General features: G+C 50.9%; 14 protein-coding genes. All 14 read right to left on the bottom strand.

The features are described from left to right. Positions 1 to 70: 70 nt before the first annotated feature. The 14 genes from B7988_RS05650 to B7988_RS05585 all read right to left on the bottom strand — a co-directional run bounded on the left by B7988_RS05650 (position 71) and on the right by B7988_RS05585 (position 17,544). A complete protein-coding gene (locus tag B7988_RS05650; RefSeq protein WP_073055084.1) occupies positions 71 to 1,189 on the bottom strand; it encodes a type IV pilus twitching motility protein PilT in 1,119 nt (372 codons plus the stop codon). Further along, complete coding sequence (locus B7988_RS05645; RefSeq protein WP_141225576.1) at positions 1,189 to 3,981, bottom strand: hypothetical protein; 2,793 nt, start codon at positions 3,979 to 3,981, stop codon at positions 1,189 to 1,191. Before B7988_RS05645 ends, B7988_RS05650 begins: the two co-directional genes overlap by 1 nt. A gap of 9 nt (positions 3,982 to 3,990) precedes the next feature. Then, positions 3,991 to 4,236 carry a Trm112 family protein gene (locus tag B7988_RS05640; protein ID WP_073322176.1) on the bottom strand — a complete coding sequence of 82 codons (246 nt, stop codon included), beginning with the start codon at positions 4,234 to 4,236 and terminating at the stop codon, positions 3,991 to 3,993. A gap of 82 nt (positions 4,237 to 4,318) precedes the next feature. Beyond that, positions 4,319 to 6,010 carry a glycosyltransferase family 2 protein gene (locus tag B7988_RS05635; protein ID WP_088657160.1) on the bottom strand — a complete coding sequence of 564 codons (1,692 nt, stop codon included), beginning with the start codon at positions 6,008 to 6,010 and terminating at the stop codon, positions 4,319 to 4,321. 151 nt (positions 6,011 to 6,161) lie between these two features. Continuing rightward, positions 6,162 to 6,875, bottom strand: coding sequence for a polyprenol monophosphomannose synthase (locus tag B7988_RS05630; RefSeq protein ID WP_072799187.1), 714 nt, complete (start codon positions 6,873 to 6,875; stop codon positions 6,162 to 6,164). A 13-nt stretch (positions 6,876 to 6,888) separates the two neighbouring features. Then, positions 6,889 to 7,824 (bottom strand): glycosyltransferase family 2 protein, encoded by a 936-nt coding sequence (locus tag B7988_RS05625; protein ID WP_073322182.1) that lies wholly within the window; start codon positions 7,822 to 7,824, stop codon positions 6,889 to 6,891. Positions 7,825 to 7,852: 28 nt separating this feature from the next. Continuing rightward, on the bottom strand, positions 7,853 to 10,921 hold the full coding sequence (locus B7988_RS05620; protein WP_249268866.1) for a DUF2723 domain-containing protein: 3,069 nt from the start codon (positions 10,919 to 10,921) through the stop codon (positions 7,853 to 7,855). Between the two features lie 19 nt (positions 10,922 to 10,940). Further along, positions 10,941 to 11,375 carry a transcription antitermination factor NusB gene (gene nusB, locus B7988_RS05615; RefSeq protein WP_249268865.1) on the bottom strand — a complete coding sequence of 145 codons (435 nt, stop codon included), beginning with the start codon at positions 11,373 to 11,375 and terminating at the stop codon, positions 10,941 to 10,943. A gap of 101 nt (positions 11,376 to 11,476) precedes the next feature. Next, positions 11,477 to 11,938: a 6,7-dimethyl-8-ribityllumazine synthase gene (gene ribH / locus B7988_RS05610; protein ID WP_088657228.1), complete on the bottom strand. Its 462-nt coding sequence runs from the start codon at positions 11,936 to 11,938 to the stop codon at positions 11,477 to 11,479. 3 nt (positions 11,939 to 11,941) lie between these two features. Then, entirely contained in the window at positions 11,942 to 13,183 is a 1,242-nt protein-coding gene (locus B7988_RS05605; protein WP_088657158.1) for a bifunctional 3,4-dihydroxy-2-butanone-4-phosphate synthase/GTP cyclohydrolase II, read from the bottom strand. Beyond that, positions 13,170 to 13,769 carry a riboflavin synthase gene (locus tag B7988_RS05600; RefSeq protein WP_088657157.1) on the bottom strand — a complete coding sequence of 200 codons (600 nt, stop codon included), beginning with the start codon at positions 13,767 to 13,769 and terminating at the stop codon, positions 13,170 to 13,172. The genes B7988_RS05605 and B7988_RS05600 overlap by 14 nt, the downstream gene beginning before the upstream one ends. A 166-nt stretch (positions 13,770 to 13,935) precedes the next feature. Further along, positions 13,936 to 14,868: a YfiM family protein gene (locus B7988_RS05595; protein WP_249268864.1), complete on the bottom strand. Its 933-nt coding sequence runs from the start codon at positions 14,866 to 14,868 to the stop codon at positions 13,936 to 13,938. A gap of 230 nt (positions 14,869 to 15,098) precedes the next feature. Beyond that, positions 15,099 to 16,331: a beta-ketoacyl-ACP synthase II gene (gene fabF, locus B7988_RS05590; RefSeq protein ID WP_073322241.1), complete on the bottom strand. Its 1,233-nt coding sequence runs from the start codon at positions 16,329 to 16,331 to the stop codon at positions 15,099 to 15,101. Positions 16,332 to 16,455: 124 nt separating this feature from the next. Further along, positions 16,456 to 17,544: a nucleotidyltransferase family protein gene (locus tag B7988_RS05585; protein ID WP_170930547.1), complete on the bottom strand. Its 1,089-nt coding sequence runs from the start codon at positions 17,542 to 17,544 to the stop codon at positions 16,456 to 16,458. Positions 17,545 to 17,675: the final 131 nt, after the last annotated feature.

The raw sequence follows: 17,675 nt of genomic DNA, 5'->3' as shown, positions 1-17,675 counted from the left end.
TCCACCAAAAAGTCCTCCGCGTTTGCGGAGGACTTCTCATATTCTTGCGGCAAAGCCGCCTTGCTTTTAACTACATCCAGCTACGTTCGGACGTACCCGAAATACCGCGAATCTTAAGATCGAAGTCATCGGGGTTCGTGGCAGCGTTCATTGCTGTTTCCAACGAAATCTTTTCTTCTTCGTAGAGTTTCAGGAGCGCCTGGTCGAAGGTCTGGCTGCGGTACTGCATGTGACCTTCGGCAATGGCCTGTTCGATCAAGTCGTTCTTGTCCTTGTCTTCGATGTATTCCTTGATAGCAGCCGTATTCACCAAAATTTCGGCAGCAGGCACGCGCCCGTTACCATCCTTGGTCGGCAACAAGCGGAGCGAAATAATGCCGGCAAGCACTTCAGAAAGCAGCAAGCGGATTTCGTCATGCTGGTGCGGCGGATACATCGAAAGCACACGGTGAATGGTTTCGGTCGCGTTCGTGGTATGGATCGTCGCAAACACCATGTGACCCGTATCGGCAGCGGTCAAGGCAATCTGCATGGTTTCAAGGTCACGAATTTCGCCCACCAGAAGCACATCCGGGTCCTGACGAAGCGCTGCACGAAGGGCGTTCGCATACGAAAGCGTATCCACGCCAATTTCACGCTGCGAAATAATGGCCTTGTCATCGCGGTAAAGGTATTCAATCGGATCTTCGACCGTAATGATATTCACCGCTTCGTTCTGGTTGATATAATCAAGCATGGCGGCAAGCGTCGTCGACTTACCCGAACCCGTCGTACCTGTAACCAGCACAAGGCCGCGCTTGGTCAAGGACATGTCGCGAATAACGTCAGGAAGATGCAAGTCTTCGAAGGCCGGGATCTTAGCCTTAATGTGACGAATCACGACTGCGATAGTACCTCGCTGACGGAATACGTTCACACGGAAACGGCCCATGTCGCGGGCGCCCACGGCAAAGTCGCATTCCTTGTTCGCTTCAAAGCGCTGTTTCTGGTCGCGGTTCATGATATCATCCAAGAAGGAATCCATCATCAACGAATCGACCTTGACATCAAAGGGGCGCTGCAAAGCACCGTTAATACGGTAAACAGGCGGAACGCCCACGCGCAAGTGCAAGTCAGATGCATTGCGGTTTACCATTTCACGGAGTAATTTTTCAATGCGAAGTTGCGGCTGCTGTTGCTGTTCGGCCATTAGGCGTTACCTCCGAACTTTTCGTTATAGAGTTTTTCCACTTCGGAAAGTCTAGCCGCAATATCTTCGTTTTCAGGTTCCTTCTGAGCGAGGTCCTTGTAGATTTCGAGAGCCTTTCCGTACAGACCCTGGTCGAAATAAATTTCGGCAAGCGTACGCGTATTCAGGCTTTCGTCCAAATCATGGGAACCGCGATCGAGCGGAGCATCCGGGTCATTAATCAGACCCGCAGAAATTTCATCGTCGGAATCGCCAGACATCAAGAAATCGACACCCTTGTTCGAAGGCGTTGTTTCTTCGGGCAGAGAATCGTCATCCATGTCGAACAGGCCCTTGAATGCTCCGGAGACTTCCGTTTCCAGGGAATCCAGATCCTGCGCCGATTCGGCAGCTGGAGCTTCTTGCGCCGGGACTTCCGGCTGAGCCACAGATTCTGCCGGAGCAGTCGAACCTTCAACCGGCAAATCGGATTCGTCCTCTTTTCCGAACAAATTATCAAAGGATTTGTCGATATCTTCTTCAAGAGCTTCCTGAGCTGATTCCGGAGCCTTTTCGATAGATTCTTCGACCGGAGCTTCGGTCAATTCCTGCTCAATCGCTTCCTGGCTATCAGCCGCAGCCGGAGCAGAGACTTCAGGCAAATCCAAGTCGTCGTCAGCGTTGCCGAACATCGAAGCGAAGGCTCCGCCCATTTCCTTAGCAAGGTCCGAAGTATCTTCAGACTTCACTTCGGGCATTTCAAGTTCAGCTTCAGCCTGGTTCACTTGTTCTTCAAGCGACACCGTTTTTTCCGGTTCAGTTTCCTGCGTTTCAGCAGTTTCAACCGGTTTTTCTTCGGGCAGGTCATCGTCTGCTCCAAAGATCGATTCAAAAGCGCTGTCTACGCTAAAGGCGCTATCCGAAGCCTGCTGTACAATAGGTTCTTCAGCAGGAACTTCCTCAGCAGGAGTTTCCTCGACAGGAACTTCAGCGACAGGAGATTCTTCGACTGCAGGAGCTTCTTCAGCAGGAATATCGGCGACAAGTTCTTCGGATTCTGTCGTAGTATCATCTGCGAAGAGATTATCAATCGGAGACTCCAGAATCGGAGCTTCTTCAACTGGAGTTTCTTCAGTTGAAGGCTTGTCGTCAGCAAAGAGATTGTCGATCGGAGACTCAAGTGCCGGAGCATCAAGAGACGGTTCGTCATCAAGCTTGAAGGAATCTTCTTCAGCCGGCAATTCAAGATCAGCAACGTTTTTTTCTTCAGCCGGAGTTTCATCGACAGGAAGTTCCAGAGATTCTGCTGCAGGTTCTTCGGAGTTTTCTACCGGTTTTTCTTCGGGTAGTTCATCTTCGCCGAAAATAGAATCGAAGGCATTATCGATTGTCGTCGGTTCATCGGCAGCAGGCGCCTCTACAGCGGGAATTTCTTCAACAGGAGTTTCTTCGACGCGAGATTCTTCGGCAGGAGCCTCGTCAGAGACCAGGTTCATGTCGGCAGAGGCAGACTTTTCAAACAGACCGCTACCGCTAGACTCCTCGGGCAATTCGTCTTCACCAAAAATATCGCCAAAGGCATCGTCAATGCTCTGCGGCTTGTCTTCTGCAGACTTTTCGAACAGAGACGATTCGTCAAGAGAATCCTTATCTTCGATACCTTCATCAAGCGGAGATTCGGTAAGGGACTCTATGGACTGCGTCGAGAAATCATCCGTATCGGTTGTATCCGAAGGTTCAGCGTTTGCGGACTCTTCGTTAACCGGTTTTTCTTCGGGCAGTTCGTCTTCGCCAAAGATATCGCCAAAGGCATCGTCAATACTTTGCGGTTTGTCTTCGATAGAGGCCGATTCAAAGATAGAGGCGGCGTTCGACTGCGCATTCTCGTCAATGCTTGCAGGAATGTCCGAAACAGGAGTTCCGGCATTTGCAAACGGACTGGCGCTGGTCGATTCCTCGGGTTCAAGATCGTCATCCAGACCGAACATGTCGGACAGAGCCGAGGACACATCGGAACTGGAAATATTTTCTTCGGCGCCGAATTCTTCGGCAAGAGTTCCTGACTCGTCGGTCTTGATTGAATCCATTGCAGATTCAAGCGATGCGGACAAGTCTTCCATCGTGGAGTCTTCGGCGGCATCGCCATTGGGCAGCATGGCGGCAAGAGATGCAAACGGATCGTCTGCCATGTTCTCGTCAGAAGCGGATTCTTCGGCTACCGGCGAATCAATCGAATCGGCGGTGGCAGGCATTTCAAATGTATCCGCACCGGCATCCGCGGTCGCCGGTTCAGACGAGGATTCGTCGTCAAACGACATGTCAAGCGGAGATGCGGCACTACCCTGTTCCTGGGTGGTATCGGACATGATGAACTCAGAGTCGCCCGCTGCGGCAACAGCAGCTGCAGCAGCCGTACTTTCGAGCACGACGTCGTATTCTTCTTTCCAGAAGGTGTTCAGCGGGTCCATGTCGTGCAAACGACGGTAACAGACGTTTCGCTCGGCAAGCATCCCCAGTTTGTCGTAGGCATCGCCCATCAACTGCTGTGCAGCTAGGTTGAACGGATCCATCGTAATGATGCGTTCACATTCCTCAACGCAAGGCTGGTACGCTTCGAGTTGAGTAAGAATCTTTGCGCGGACAAGTCTTGCCGAAATATCGTTCGGGTACAGCGTAAGACCGCCATCGACTCTCTGGAGAGCCTTGTCCAGCTCCCCTGCCACGCGTTCAAGATCTGCAAGCCATGCAAACACCATGGAGTTGGTGTTTTTCTTGCCTACAGACTTTCTAAGTGATTCCAACGTTACCGCCATAAACACCTCTTAGAGCAAAATTGCTTCGTCCGCCAAAAGAACGGGGATTCCTTCGCGAACCGGATACACCCTGGAATTGTCTTCGGTAGAAAGAGCCTCGGTCAAAGGTTCCGTCACTTTCTCGCCAGCAACGTTCTTGAGCGTGCCTGCGGAAATAGATTGATTTAGGGCGGCCAAGCATTCGTCAGACGCCAATTTGAGCTTACCCCTGGTTTCGGGGCAGCAAAGAATATCCAAAAGATTTGTATCGAACATAAAACCTTAATAATCAAATACTTACACAAAAAATAACTCAATTTTTGTGCAATGTGTAAAGATATTGTAAGGAATAGCGATTTTAGTGCAGATATTTGAGGTTTACAAGGGCAAAATCGCCCATTTGGGAGTTTCCGATGAGCAAAAACACCTTTAAACCGAGGCTATCGAGCCACTTGATATCGAATGGTTCTCGGTAACCCGACAAATTGGACACCACCAGAAGTTCACGACACCCCGTTCGGTTGCAAATCGATTCCATCGAAGAAAGATCACCCAGCAGATGCTGGCGGTTTTCTTCGGAGACCTTGGACGGGTCGGAACTCACACAACCGAGAATTTCAATTCCCGGAATCACATTGTAACGGTCAAACCAGGACTGCAGGGAATCTTCGGAACCGCCAAGCAAAATGGAACGGTGACGTTTCTTCGCAAAGATGCGGTAGAAATAGTTTATCCAAAATGCAAAGCGTCTCCAGACCAGAAGAGCAAAGGGAATCGCAAGGCTAGAGGCCATCACAACGGCGATCCAGCGCGTATCATAAGGCAAGAGGCTCATTTCATCGACATCGATCGGTGTCTGGGTAAAATAACGGAATGCCACATAACCGCCGACAGCAAGTACATTCAACGGCAACAGGAATCGAAGGATTCCGTCGCCCTTCAGGCTCGACACCGTGTATTCCCCTCGGAATATGAGGAACACCATGTTCACGATAACGACCAGGCCAACTAGCCACCAATCTTCGAACTGGGAAATATCCAAAATGGAGTGCTTGACAACAACCGCATAATTAAAGCAATTCGAAGCCACTTCGCCACCCCTTTCGGCACAGGAACGATCAACCGAAATACCTTTACCCAAGAAGGCAACCGCCCAAATCGCAAGGACGCCGAGATCCAGGAACATCTTCCAGAACTTCGGGATCAAGCGCGAGAACATGCCGACAAATGCCGCAAAGAGAATACCGAAAGACACCAGGAAATTCGGCACGAAATACAAGTCCTTGTGTTTTTTCACAAAGATAAGCATCGCCTTGTAGAAATCCACATAGGATCCCCAACGGCGAGTACGGCAACTCTGTCCCTTAAAATGAAGGATATTCGTCGAAGGCGTATAATAGTTCTTGAATCCCGCAGCCTTGGCCCTAAAGCACAAGTCAAGGTCTTCGCCGTACATAAAGAAATCTTCGTCAAAACCGCCCAACGATTCGTACAAGTCTCGACGGATGCAGAAGAACGACCCACTGATGGCGTCTACTTCGATCATCTTGTCGGGATCGGCAAACGTCATGTTGTAGCTTGCAAGAGTCTTGTTCTTCGGGAAAAGAGCCGCAAGCCCGATCGTCTTGGACACGGCAGAAACAATTGTCGGGAAAGAACGACGGCAAGCCCACTGGATAGAACCGTCTTCATTCAAGATTCGGCAACCCACCGTTCCCGACTCCGGATGCTCTTCCATAAAATCGAGCACCTGGGTAAACGAATCACGGGACACGACCGTATCCGGATTAATAAAGAACAGATACGGCTTGGTCGCCTGTTTTTCAGCCAGATTGCATCCCTTGCCAAAGCCAAGGTTTTCCTTGGAATCAATCCATACGACTTCCGGGAAATACGCCTTGATTTCAGGCAGTATCGGCGAGTCGGAGCCATTATCCAACACGATAATCTGGGCATCCACATTTTCGCACGCGTCACGAACAGACTTTAGACATGCCGGGATAAAGTCGCAAGAATTGTACGCAATGATAATGATGGAGCAAGAGTACATAGAGGTTTCGGGGGTTGAGCACGCATCCCTATGGGATGCTTTGAGGTATGAGTCCTAGAAGTTTGTTATTCAGATTAATGCTTTTTGCAAATGTACTCAGAGCCTTGCAAAGCAAGGCGAGCTCATCACTCAAAGCGAAGCGACCTCATAGCTAAGCAAGTCCTAGGCGGAGTTTAAGAACCAGGAAGAACGCTTCGGAAATAATGCCGCCGCTCATCTTGGAAGTACCGCGGGTACGGTCCGTAAAGATGATCGGGATTTCCTTGACACGGAGCCCCTTCTTCCAAATCTTGAAAGTTGTCTCAATCTGAAAACAATAACCATCACTCTTCATCTTGTCGAGATTCAACGCCTGCAAAGCTTCGCGACGGAAGCACTTGAAGCCGCCCGTGGCATCGCTAATCGGAAGTCCTGTCACAATGCGGGTGTAAACATTTGCACCGTAGCTGAGAATCAAGCGACGCAAGTCCCAGTTGACCACGCTAATGCGGTGATTCTGGTAGCGGCTGCCGAGTACGAGGTCGGCATCTTCGGCCGTTTCCAAAAAACGATTCAAGTCCGTCGGCGCATGGCTAAAGTCAGCATCCATTTCAAACACGCGTTCGTAGTCTCGCTCGAGAGCCCACTTAAAACCGGTCACATAGGCTGAGCCAAGACCCATTTTACCCTTGCGACGAATCAAGTGTACACGCGGATTCTTCTTGGTTTCTTCTTCAACCATGTCGCCCGTTCCATCGGGACTGCCGTCGTCGACCACCAAGATTTCAAGACATTCATTCTGTTCAAGAATAGCCGACATAATGAGCATAATATTTTCTTTCTCATTATAAGTCGGAACAATCACAAGACTTTTAGGGTACGCCATAAACCAACTTCTCCTAACTTAAATCTACAATTTCGTGAATTGATTCGGCCACCGGATAGCTCTGTTTTTTGCTTCCGTTCATCATTTCGCCCAAAAGTCCAAGAGAAATGAACTGCACGCCCATCACGAGCGAGAATCCGCCTGCCAAAAGGAGCGGACGCACGTGGAGTGCACCAGTCTGGAACCATTCGTAGCCGAAATAGCCCGAAATGCCGAAACCCACCAACATGAAAATCAAGCCAAGCAAGCCAAAGAAATGAAGCGGCTTCGAAGCAAAGCTGCGCATAAACATGAGGGACACCAAATCCAGGAACCCCGACACCAAGCGAGACACGCCGTACTTAGACACGCCATGAATGCGGGCGCGGTGTGCCACCGGCATTTCGGTAATGCGGAAGCCCTGCCACTTGGCCATCACGGGAATAAAGCGGTGATAGTCGCCGTACAGGTGAATAAACCGCACCACGGAACTGCGGTAAGCCTTGATACCGCAATTGAAGTCATGCAGACGCTGGCCACACACGATCGAAACCGTCAAGTTGAATAGCTTGGACGGCCAAGTCTTATGCCAGGGATCCAGGCGACGGATCTTCCAACCAGAAACCAAGTCGTAGCCGTCTTCCAGAATCTTAATCATCTTCGGGATTTCAAGCGGATCGTCTTGCAAGTCGCCATCCAAAGTCGCCACGTACTTGCCGCGGGCCTTGGAAAATCCGAAAGCAAGCCCAGCTGCCTTTCCGCAATTGAACTGGAAACGGAATGCACGAATAAAGGAATACTCCTTGGATAAAGACTCCACCACTTCCCAGGTATTGTCACGGCTTCCGTCATCGATCAAAATGACTTCATAGGTAAAGCCAGTCGGCTCGATGGCCGCAACAATTTCCTTAAAAAGCTCCGGAAGGTTCTCGCTTTCTTCCTTGACTGGAATAACAAGACTCAAATCCATTCGTATCCTCTCTTCTTATCGCAAAAAATTACTTGGCAGCTACTACAGCAGGTTCGTTAGCAGAATCTTTTTGGAGAGAATCGGCCGGAGCGGCCGGCACGGGTTCTTCAACCTTCAAAGGTTCGTCGGACATCTGTTCAATCTGGCGGGCAGCCATCATCAAGCGTGCTCGGCCACCTTCTTCGTAAGCCGGGACATTTTCAAGACCGCGGTTTACCACATCCTGGGCCTTGGCCTTCTGGCCAGCGGCTTCGTAAACGAATGCGGCAGCCCAATAGTTACGCCATTCGCTCGGGAACTGCTTCATGCCCATCTCGAGGTACTTACCGGCAGAAGCGGCGATGCTGTCCACCTGGGACATTCTTTCGGCCGTAAACGGATGCGTGTTGCGGAGCGTAGAAATCTTGTCGCGAGCATCGAAAGAAATCTGCAGGTAGAGCGACACGTAGCCAGAGAGCAGGCGTTCGGTTTCTCCGTTGATGTAGGCCGTACCGTCGCCGAGGCCACGGAACTTGAACACGGAATCAATGAGGTCAGCCGTATACTTAGCATCGAAGGAATTGCGTTTCGGAGTCAAATCACCCTTCACGAAATTGTATACCATGCCTTCTTGTACCATGTACTTTTCGAGACCCATGAAGTTGGAAGTACCGACGGTCGTCGAAATTTCAATAGGCTTGTCCATATTCTGGAGAGCAAGGTCAATCACCAACTTGTGCTGCGTGAGCATCATGCCACTACGGGTACGGGCAGCCCATTCGGTAAAGGCGTCCCACACTTGGTAATGCACCTTGAACTGCAATAGCTTTGCAGAATCGGCCGGAGAAAGTTCCTGACCTTCCATGGCGTCAATGCGGTTCTTGAGCTGCGGCATCAGGCGCTGTGCGTTCTTGACCCAAGTAGAAACCTGATGGTTCGGGTTAGAGGCAGAGCTGTTGTCCAGCACCATGTCGCGGTCGATGGCTGCCTTGTCGTAGCTAAGCTTGAGGATCGGTTCGTTGTCGAGCATCTGCTTAATGTACCAATCGGTATTACCGAGCGAGAGGTTCACCACGCGAACGTCCTTACGCACACCGGCCACTTCCTGAGCAAACCACAGCGGGAAGGTATCGTTATCACCATTGGTGAAAAGGATAGCGTTCGGGCGGCAGCTATTCAACAGGTTGAAAGCATAATCCCAAGGAACCCAAAGGCCAGAACGGTCATGTTCCTTGTAGTTCGAAATGCAGGGCACCAAGAACGAAACGGCAACCAAGGCAGCGGCCACCGGGTTCGCAAAGGCAGCAAAGCTAGACGTTGCCACCAGGAACACCAAGATACCAGCACCGATACCGTAAATCATGCTCATGACAATGAATGCCGGAGTATAGAAGTAGTCACGTTCACGCACTTCCAGGTGTACGGCATCGGGGAACGGAGCACGGCTACCCACCTGGGCAAAGCCGCTTTCAATCTTCTGCCAGTTCTGCCAGACAGCGGAATTGGTATAGCCATCGATTTCACGCTGGATATCGGCGAGGCGTGCATCGTTTGCTCCGCGGGCCTTGAGTGTCTCCAGGCGGATTTTGGCGTGTTCGATATTCTGGCGCATATCGATGAGTTCGTTCGGGTCCGGCAAAGCGGAAATACCCATGCCACGTGTGTTCAAGTCCTGAACATTACGGCTCATGATAGACACCCAGTAGTCATGATCGCGCTGTTCCATGCGGGTGCCGTCGGCGAAGTTGATGTAGAACAACAGGCCAAGAGAGCAAAGGGCATAAAGCACAGAAACAAACACGCCCACGTTGCGGTTGCGCTTCCAGACGAATACGCAAACCATCACCAAGAGGCCGTTAAAGAGCAAGAACATCATGAACTGCGGCAGTGTTGCATCGCCCATGAAACTCATCTGGGTCGGGAACTTGATGCCAAAGCGTTCCACCGGCTGGTTGTCGGCGGCATCGAAGGTATAGACGCCGTTGGCGTAATTCACATCGCCCACCTTGTACGGCAGGTACTGAGCCATTTGGTATCCACCATAACCCATGTGCGGGAACGAAAGGAACTGGTGACTAATGCGGGCACGACGGTAGAAGGCACGGCTGATCATGCTTTCGGAACCGTACTGTTTACGTTCAATGAAGTTGTTGAAGGCGACCCAGTTTTCATCCTTGAAGAGGTTTCCGAGCTGGAGGTTACCTTGTTCGTCGCGGATATTGATTTCGGGGTCGTTTTCGTCGATAATCGGGTTCAGTTCCGAACGGATCGGAATGTAAAGGTGCGTGCTATAGCCAATGAGGGCAAAGAAGGCAAATGCCAGGGACAGACGCATGCTGCGCTGCACACCCTTATTCTTGATAGGCTTGGCAAGGCAAAGAATCGAAAGGGCAATCAAGCAAATGAACGAGATTTCGATAAAAGCGGACACCATGTAAATCACGGAGCAAAGGAGCGTACCCGTAATCCAGATAGGAATGCGTTCCACAATCTTCTTGGGTTCGGCCACAAGGAGCAAAACGAACACGGCAGGCACGGTAAGCATCGTGTAGAGGTGAGCACCCACGCCGAGGAACGCGATGTAGCAGATAAAGATGAGAATGCGGTCGCTGTAATCTTCGTTACGCTTGTTGTACCAAACGAGACCGAGGTAAGACACTAGCATCAAGATGAGCATGGCGATGCCGTAGACTTCGGCTTCGACAGCGTTGAACCAGAAGGTGTCGGAGAAGGTCAGGAGGAAGCCTGCCACGAGAGCGGCAGAGCCAAGCACCGCCGTGCGGACCTTACTGGAAATTTTTTCAGCAAGAGCATCGCTCTTGAGAACGGTAGCCAAAAGTTCCCAGGCAAAGAGAGCCGTCACATAGACGGTCGCGGCAGAACTCACCACCGAGATGTAGTTCACTCGCTTTGCGATTTCACCCACAAACGGGAGCAATACGATGACTGCACGGGCGAGGAACACAAAGAACGGAGTTCCAGGAGGGTGCGGAATACCCAAGGTATTGGCACAGGCGACAAATTCGCCGCAATCCCAGAAGCTTACCGTAGGAGCCATTGTCAGCACATACACAATCAGTGCCACAAATGCCGCAATGCCTGCGAAGATATGTTTCATCCATTTTTCCTTGAGCATTTTACTTTTCCTTGGGTTCGGTGACAACCATGCCACGGTTACGCATAAAGCCAGTCAAAAGGCCGTTCACGAAAGAGTCCGAATTGTCAGTGCTGTACTTTGCAGCAATCTGCACGGCTTCGGTAATGGCGACCTTCATCGGGATTTCGGGGATGTAAGAAAGTTCGACCATCGCAATGCGCAGCACAATGCGGTCAAGGCTTGCCATGCGGTCGAGTTCCCAGTGGGCGGCCGCGGCCTTGATGTTTTCGTCGAGTTCTTCGCGATGGGCCTGCACCAGGTCCACCAGCTTCATTCCATACTTTTTCTGTTCAGCGTGAAGGGGCTGGGATTCAAGGATTCCCGGAAGAGCCTCCCCTGCGGTCTGGCCCGTAATTTCCATGGCATACAAGAGCTGCATGGCAAAAACTCGGGCGGGTCTGTAAGATATTTTCATAATCAAGATTCAGATGTGAAATGTGAAGTGTGAAATGTGAAGTGAGTAATTAGGCATTTGTCATTACACATTCCACATTACACATTATCAAAAGTTCGTTTCTAGATATCCTTGTAAAGGTTTGCCATTTCGACGGCGGTGGATGCCCAGCTGCTACCGAGGTTGCCGGCCTTGAGGCCTGCACGGTTCATTGCCTGGTCCACGGTGTCGGTGGTTAAAATTCCAAGAATCACGGGGAGCTTGCCTTCGGCGGCGATGTTTGCGATACCACCGGTAGAAGCATTCACCACCACGTCGTAGTGGCTGGTTTCGCCGCGAATTACCGCACCCAGCGCCATTACGGCACTGTACTTGCCGCTGTCAGCGAGACGACGGCACACGCCCGGAAGTTCGAATGCGCCCGGCACATGCACGACCGTAATATCCTTGTCGGCAACACCGAGAAGTTCGAGCTGACGCACAGCCCCTTCCAAGAGCTTGTCGGTCACGACCTCGTTAAAGCGGGCAACGGCGATTGCCACCTTGAGGCCAGTACCATTGAGGGAATTCTTGATTTCGTTCACCATTTATTTTTCCTCTTTCAAATTCTCTTGGGACACTGCGCCGTCGATATGCAGCTGGTGCCCCATCTTTTTCTGCTTCGTGAGCAGGTAGAACAGGTTTTCCTTGTTCGGCTTGATTTCGATTGGCACGCGTTCCACGATCTTAAGGCCGTAAGCTGTAATGCCCGAAATCTTGCTCGGGTTGTTCGTCAAGAGTCGCATTTCCTTGACGCCGAGGTCGGCCAAAATCTGGGCGCCCGTACCGTACTGGCGCAGGTCCGACTTGAACCCAAGGTGCAGGTTCGCTTCGACCGTGTCCATGCCCTTTTCTTGCAGTTCGTAGGCGCGGAGCTTGTTGCAAAGACCGATTCCACGGCCTTCCTGGCCGCGCATGTAAAGGAACACGCCGCCGTGCTCGCCAATGAACTTCATGGCGGCGGCCAGCTGTTCGCCGCAATCGCAACGCAGACTGCCAAAAATATCGCCCGTCAAGCATTCGCTGTGTACGCGCACGTAAACCGGCTTGCTGAAGTCGGGGTTTCCGGCAACCCAAGCCACATGTTCCACGCCGTCAGTCTTGCTCTTGTAAGCGTAGGCGGTAAAGTCGCCGTACTTGGTCGACACATGCGGAGCGGCTACGCGCTGCACGAGCTTTTCGTTTTTCAGGCGATAATCGATGAGGTCGTGGATCGAGATAATCTTGAGGTTAAACTTCTTCGCCACTTCCTGAAGTTGCGGCATGCGAGCCATGGTGCCGTCTTCGTTCATGATTTCGATAAGGGCGGCTGCAGGTCTTAGTCCGGCAAGTTTTGCGAGGTCAACGGCTGCTTCGGTATGGCCTGCGCGGCGGAGCACGCCTTCTTCTTGGGCGTACAGGGGCGAAATATGCCCCGGCCTGCCAAAATCGCTGGGCTTGGAATTCGGGTCCGAAAGGGCGAGAATCGTCGCCGCACGGTCGTGAGCGGATACACCCGTGGTGCAACCTTCAATTTTATCGACCATGATGGTAAACGGAGTCCCGAGAATCGAGGTATTCTCGGCGGTCTGCCGCGTGAGGTTCAACTCATGGCAACGCTTGATCGGGAGCGGTGCGCAAAGCACGCCACGACCTTCGTGGAGCATGAAGTTCACCTTTTCAGGCGTAATCTTTTCGGCGGCGATGACAAAGTCGCCTTCGTTTTCACGGTCTTCGTCATCGACCACGATCAAAAACTTGCCGTTCTTAAAATCTTCGATGGCCTCTTCAATGGTATTAAGCAAGGTCACGTTCCTTCAGATAATTTTCAATATACTTACCGAGCATGTCGACTTCCACATTCACAATCGTTCCTGGAACCCAGTTACGCAGGTTCGTGCGGGCCAAGGTTTCAGGGATAATGCACACGCGAATGGAATCTTCAAACTTTTCAGCGACCGTCAGGCTGATGCCGTTCAATGAAATGGAACCGCGGCGAATCACATAGCGACGGAGGTCTGCCGGGAGTTTCAAATCCACCTCGACACCCGTTTCGCGCGGAGTCACCCGGATGACTTCGGTAATGCAGTCCACATGGCCCATCACAAAGTGACCGCCCATAAAGCTGTCTGCACGACACGGAAGTTCCAAATTCACCAACTTACCGACGGCAGCCTGCTTGAAGCCCGTATTTTCCACCGTCTGGTGCATCAGGCAAAAAGTGGCTTCGTCATCGGTACAAGATTCAATAGAAAGACACACACCGTCGTTCGCGACACTGTCGCCCAACTTACAATTCTTAAAAAAGCCCGGTGACTTAAGGCGCATGGTAAGCGCATCGCCCCTACTTTCGATAGAAACGATTTCACCGGTAGATTGAATAATACCCGTAAACATACGGCGCAAATATAGAAATTCAGAATTCAGAATTCTGAATTCGGAGTGTTATAAGTAGGATAAAACTCCTACAAATAAGTAAGCCGAACATTGTACAGTTACTTGCGAACCTATAATTTAGGCAAGCATTTGAAGCTTATACAAATCTGAAATCCGAATTCCGAACTCAGAACTTAATTGGGTACAGCAAATACCAGTGGAATTCGGGATAAACTTGCACGGTGGGGGCCGGCAACTTGAAGTAATTCAGGTATTTCACGATAGTGCGCGCCATACGGCTCTGCGGACGGAACGCCTCCAGATCGTAATCCAGCGCAATGTAGACTTCGCGATGCGGCGTTACGTCTTTGTCGTGCAGGAACACGCCTTCATCAATACTTAAGCCCGCAGCAATCGCAAGCCAGCTCGGATAATACTGGCGTGCGGCCTTAGGCAACATGCGGTAAACCTTGAACGATGCCCAGAAAGTTTGGTTGCAATAGTCGTCGGTAAACACGCCTGTTTTACTTTGTCTGTAGTACGCCTTGGTATTGATCCAGTAGCTCCATTTGAGGTCTACAAACTTGAACACGGGCACATAGCGTTCCGCCATCGGCAAGAAACCGCCCAAGGTTCCCGAGAGCACGTCAAAAATGCTAAAGCCCCACTCCGGCGAATAGCCATCTTTCACGTCGATGGCAATATGAGTCGCCATCGCCGAAAAACCAGCGAACAAGTACGAATAAAACTCAGAAATTCCCGCCCAGCGGTAGCCTTCGTAAAAGGACTCGCCCATCATGACGCCCGAGGCGAAATGCCCAAATTTATCCAGGTTCAGGGCGTAATCAAAATCGTTTTCGAAATGGAAATGACTATCCTGATCGCCCCACCAGCCTTTATCGAACACAAGCCAGTAGGCAGCGCCATAAGCAATCAAAACCGTAGATGCAACACCGACACTTTTAGCGACAGAAAATTCAATCGTATCACTAGGGTCTTCGCTGCGGTAATCCCAAGTAGAATCGCGCCAAGTCGGCGGATCGCTCGGAGCCGCTAGCAAGGAAACGCTTGCAAACAGGAGCGACACCAAAGCAATCGATATGGAACGAAAAAATTTCACGGAGACAATTATAGAAAAGTAGGAAGTTAGAAGTAGGAAGTAGGAAGTTAGAAGTAGGAAGAAATAGCTAACAAATTTTTACAGTCTACAGTCTACTTCCTACTGTCTACTAAATAAAAAGCCCTGGAGAATGAACTCCAGAAGGCTTTTGTAAATGTGTAATGTGTAGTGTGTGATGAGAAATGAATAATTTTTAATTAGTCATTACACATTTCACACTTCACATTGAATTAGTTGCGGCCGAGGAGCAGCACGCTGTTCTGGCCACCGAAGCCGAAGCTGTCGGACATGGCGTAGTTGAACGAGTGGCTGGTGTTCTTGTTGGCGCACACATCGAGGTGGATGCGTTCGTCCTGATTGAACACGTTCGTGGTCGCGTGAATCATCTGATTCTGCAAGGACTTCACGGTGATGATGGCTTCGAGAGCACCGGCGGCGCCGAGAGCGTGGCCGATCATGCACTTGGAAGAGTTCACCTTGAGGCTGTCGGTGGCGCCGGCAAAGACCTTTTCGAGTGCGGAGCATTCAGCAACGTCGCCGAGCGGAGTCGAAGTACCGTGGGTGTTCACGTAGCCCACATCCTTCGGGGAAATACCGGCTTCGCGGAGAGCCATTTCGATAGCGAGGCGCACGCCTTCGCCGTCTTCACGCGGGGCGGACATGTGGTGAGCGTCGGCGCTCATGCCGATGCCGGCCACGCGAGCGAGAATGTTGGCGCCACGCTTCTTAGCGTGCGTAAGACTTTCGAGAACGAGAATGCCGGAACCTTCGCCGATTACGAAACCGTCGCGGTCCTTGTCGAACGGACGGGAGGCGGTCGTCGGGTCGTCGTTGCGCTTACTCAAGGCCTTCATGGAGGTAAAGCCAGCGAGAGCCACATTGTTCACGGTTTCGTCGGTACCACCGGCGAGCATGATATCGGCGCGGCCCAAGCGAATCTGGTCGTAGGCGGCGGCGATAGAATGGTTAGAGGTAGCGCAAGCGGAAACCACTGCGTAGCAGGGGCCCATCCAGCCAGTGCGGTTGGAAACTTCGCCAGCGGGCATGTTCACGATAGACATCGGAATGAAGAACGGGGACACGCGGCTCGGGCCACGATTCGAAAGCGAAACGACGGAGTCGCTATAAATCTGCATACCGCCGATACCGGAACCGATAATCACGCCAGAGCGGGTCGGATCTTCGTTTTCGGGAGAAATACCGGCGTTCTTGAGTGCCTGGAAAGAAGCATACACAGCGTACTGGATGCACCTGGACAGACGGGACGAATCGCGCGGGGAAATAAATTCAGAACCATCGAATTCCTTGACGGCGGCAGCTATCTTGATCGGATAGTTGGTCACGTCGAAGCGATCGATCGTTGCGAGTCCGGATTTACCTTCCAGCAGGTTGTTCCAAAGGAGTTCCGGCGTATTGCCGAGGGCGGAAACGCACCCCATACCTGTAATTACAACTTCTTCCATAGTGCGCGCAAATATAGAAAAAAGCAAAGTAACTTGGGAGCATTTTGTCTTAAATTTTTAGATATTTAATACAATACGCTTACATTTTTATCACAGGCGCCAACTTTTCAGTACAAAAAAAGCACTAATGGTACAAATCCCAAATAGAAACGCGTCGGTGTCTGATTCTAAGGGGAATCGATTTAACAAAGCTTCTCCAATACTCTATTTCGTGCCAAAAAACCTCGGACGGAGAAAAGGGCATCAGTCGAATCGATTTCCAACGGTTTGTAAACCAGCGACGGACAAAATTCATTCCATGCAAATCTTTGGCATTTACACGGTTAAGCCCGAAATTTCCGCTATCGTAGACTTCCGCAAGCACCTTTTTGCCCATTTTTTCATCGGGCGCCACAAGCATCTTGTCTCTTTCCAGGCCAAAAACCTCATGCAAAGCCCACATAAAGGCACCGCCCAAGCGTTTAAGGCCAAAGCTCCCTAATTTTGAAGCGACTTCGCGACGTTCTGCGTCTGTCGAATGCTGCAACAAGATAAAGTAGTCGACAAACTGCTTAAGTCCGACCCCCTCATTGAAAAAATGCCTTTGAAGATGCGCCAATTGCATAACAAGGGCAAACTTGATAGACGGAGACCAAAAACCTTCGGGCACCCGCTCCGTATTCAAAATTTCGCGTTCCAGATAACGCTGCAGGCGCGCATTCGCAAACGGACTCAAGACGCCAGAAGACGGCTTGAAATGAACTTCAACAGCAACTTTGCCCGTATTGAGCAAATGGACATGGTGCGGGGCGTTTTCACCAGTTTTGTCAAGTTCGAAACCCATCTCTTTCACAAGGGCGACAACGCTTTTTCGTCCGCCTTCCACCCACAAGTCAATATCGCCCGCATGCCGCATAAACGGGTCCGGGTAAAGCCTTGCGTTTGCAGCCCCCTTCAAGACAGCCGTCTTGCGCCCTTTCGCAGCAAACAGTTCCGTATACCTCGCGGCTTCGGCGTTCAGAAGCTCATTATGTCCCTTGACTGTCTCCGACTCACTCGCCCACTGGAACATCAATCCTAGCGGAGGGCGCTTTTCTTTTGGTAAATTGCAAACGGCACGGTAGACAACCGCAGCCACCAAATGGCGCAAGCAATCCAAATGAACAGCTTCCCATTCAGATTCATTTAATTTACAATCAAATATCTGTGGATCACACTTGGGCGAAACAGCCATTCGCAACAATTTGTACAGAGGCTCCATATTCAAAAAATAAAAAAAACAATGCCGCTAGGCGGATTTGCATTCATAACAATCCGGCTGTACAATTTTGCTCTTCATTTTTTTTTAAATTGTCCGCGTTATGG

Origin of the sequence: Fibrobacter sp. UWB1 (assembly GCF_002210325.1) — a bacterium.
Lineage (GTDB): Bacteria > Fibrobacterota > Fibrobacteria > Fibrobacterales > Fibrobacteraceae > Fibrobacter.
The sequence above is the reverse complement of the archived record's forward strand: the minus strand, read 5'-3'. Positions and strand labels throughout refer to the sequence as shown.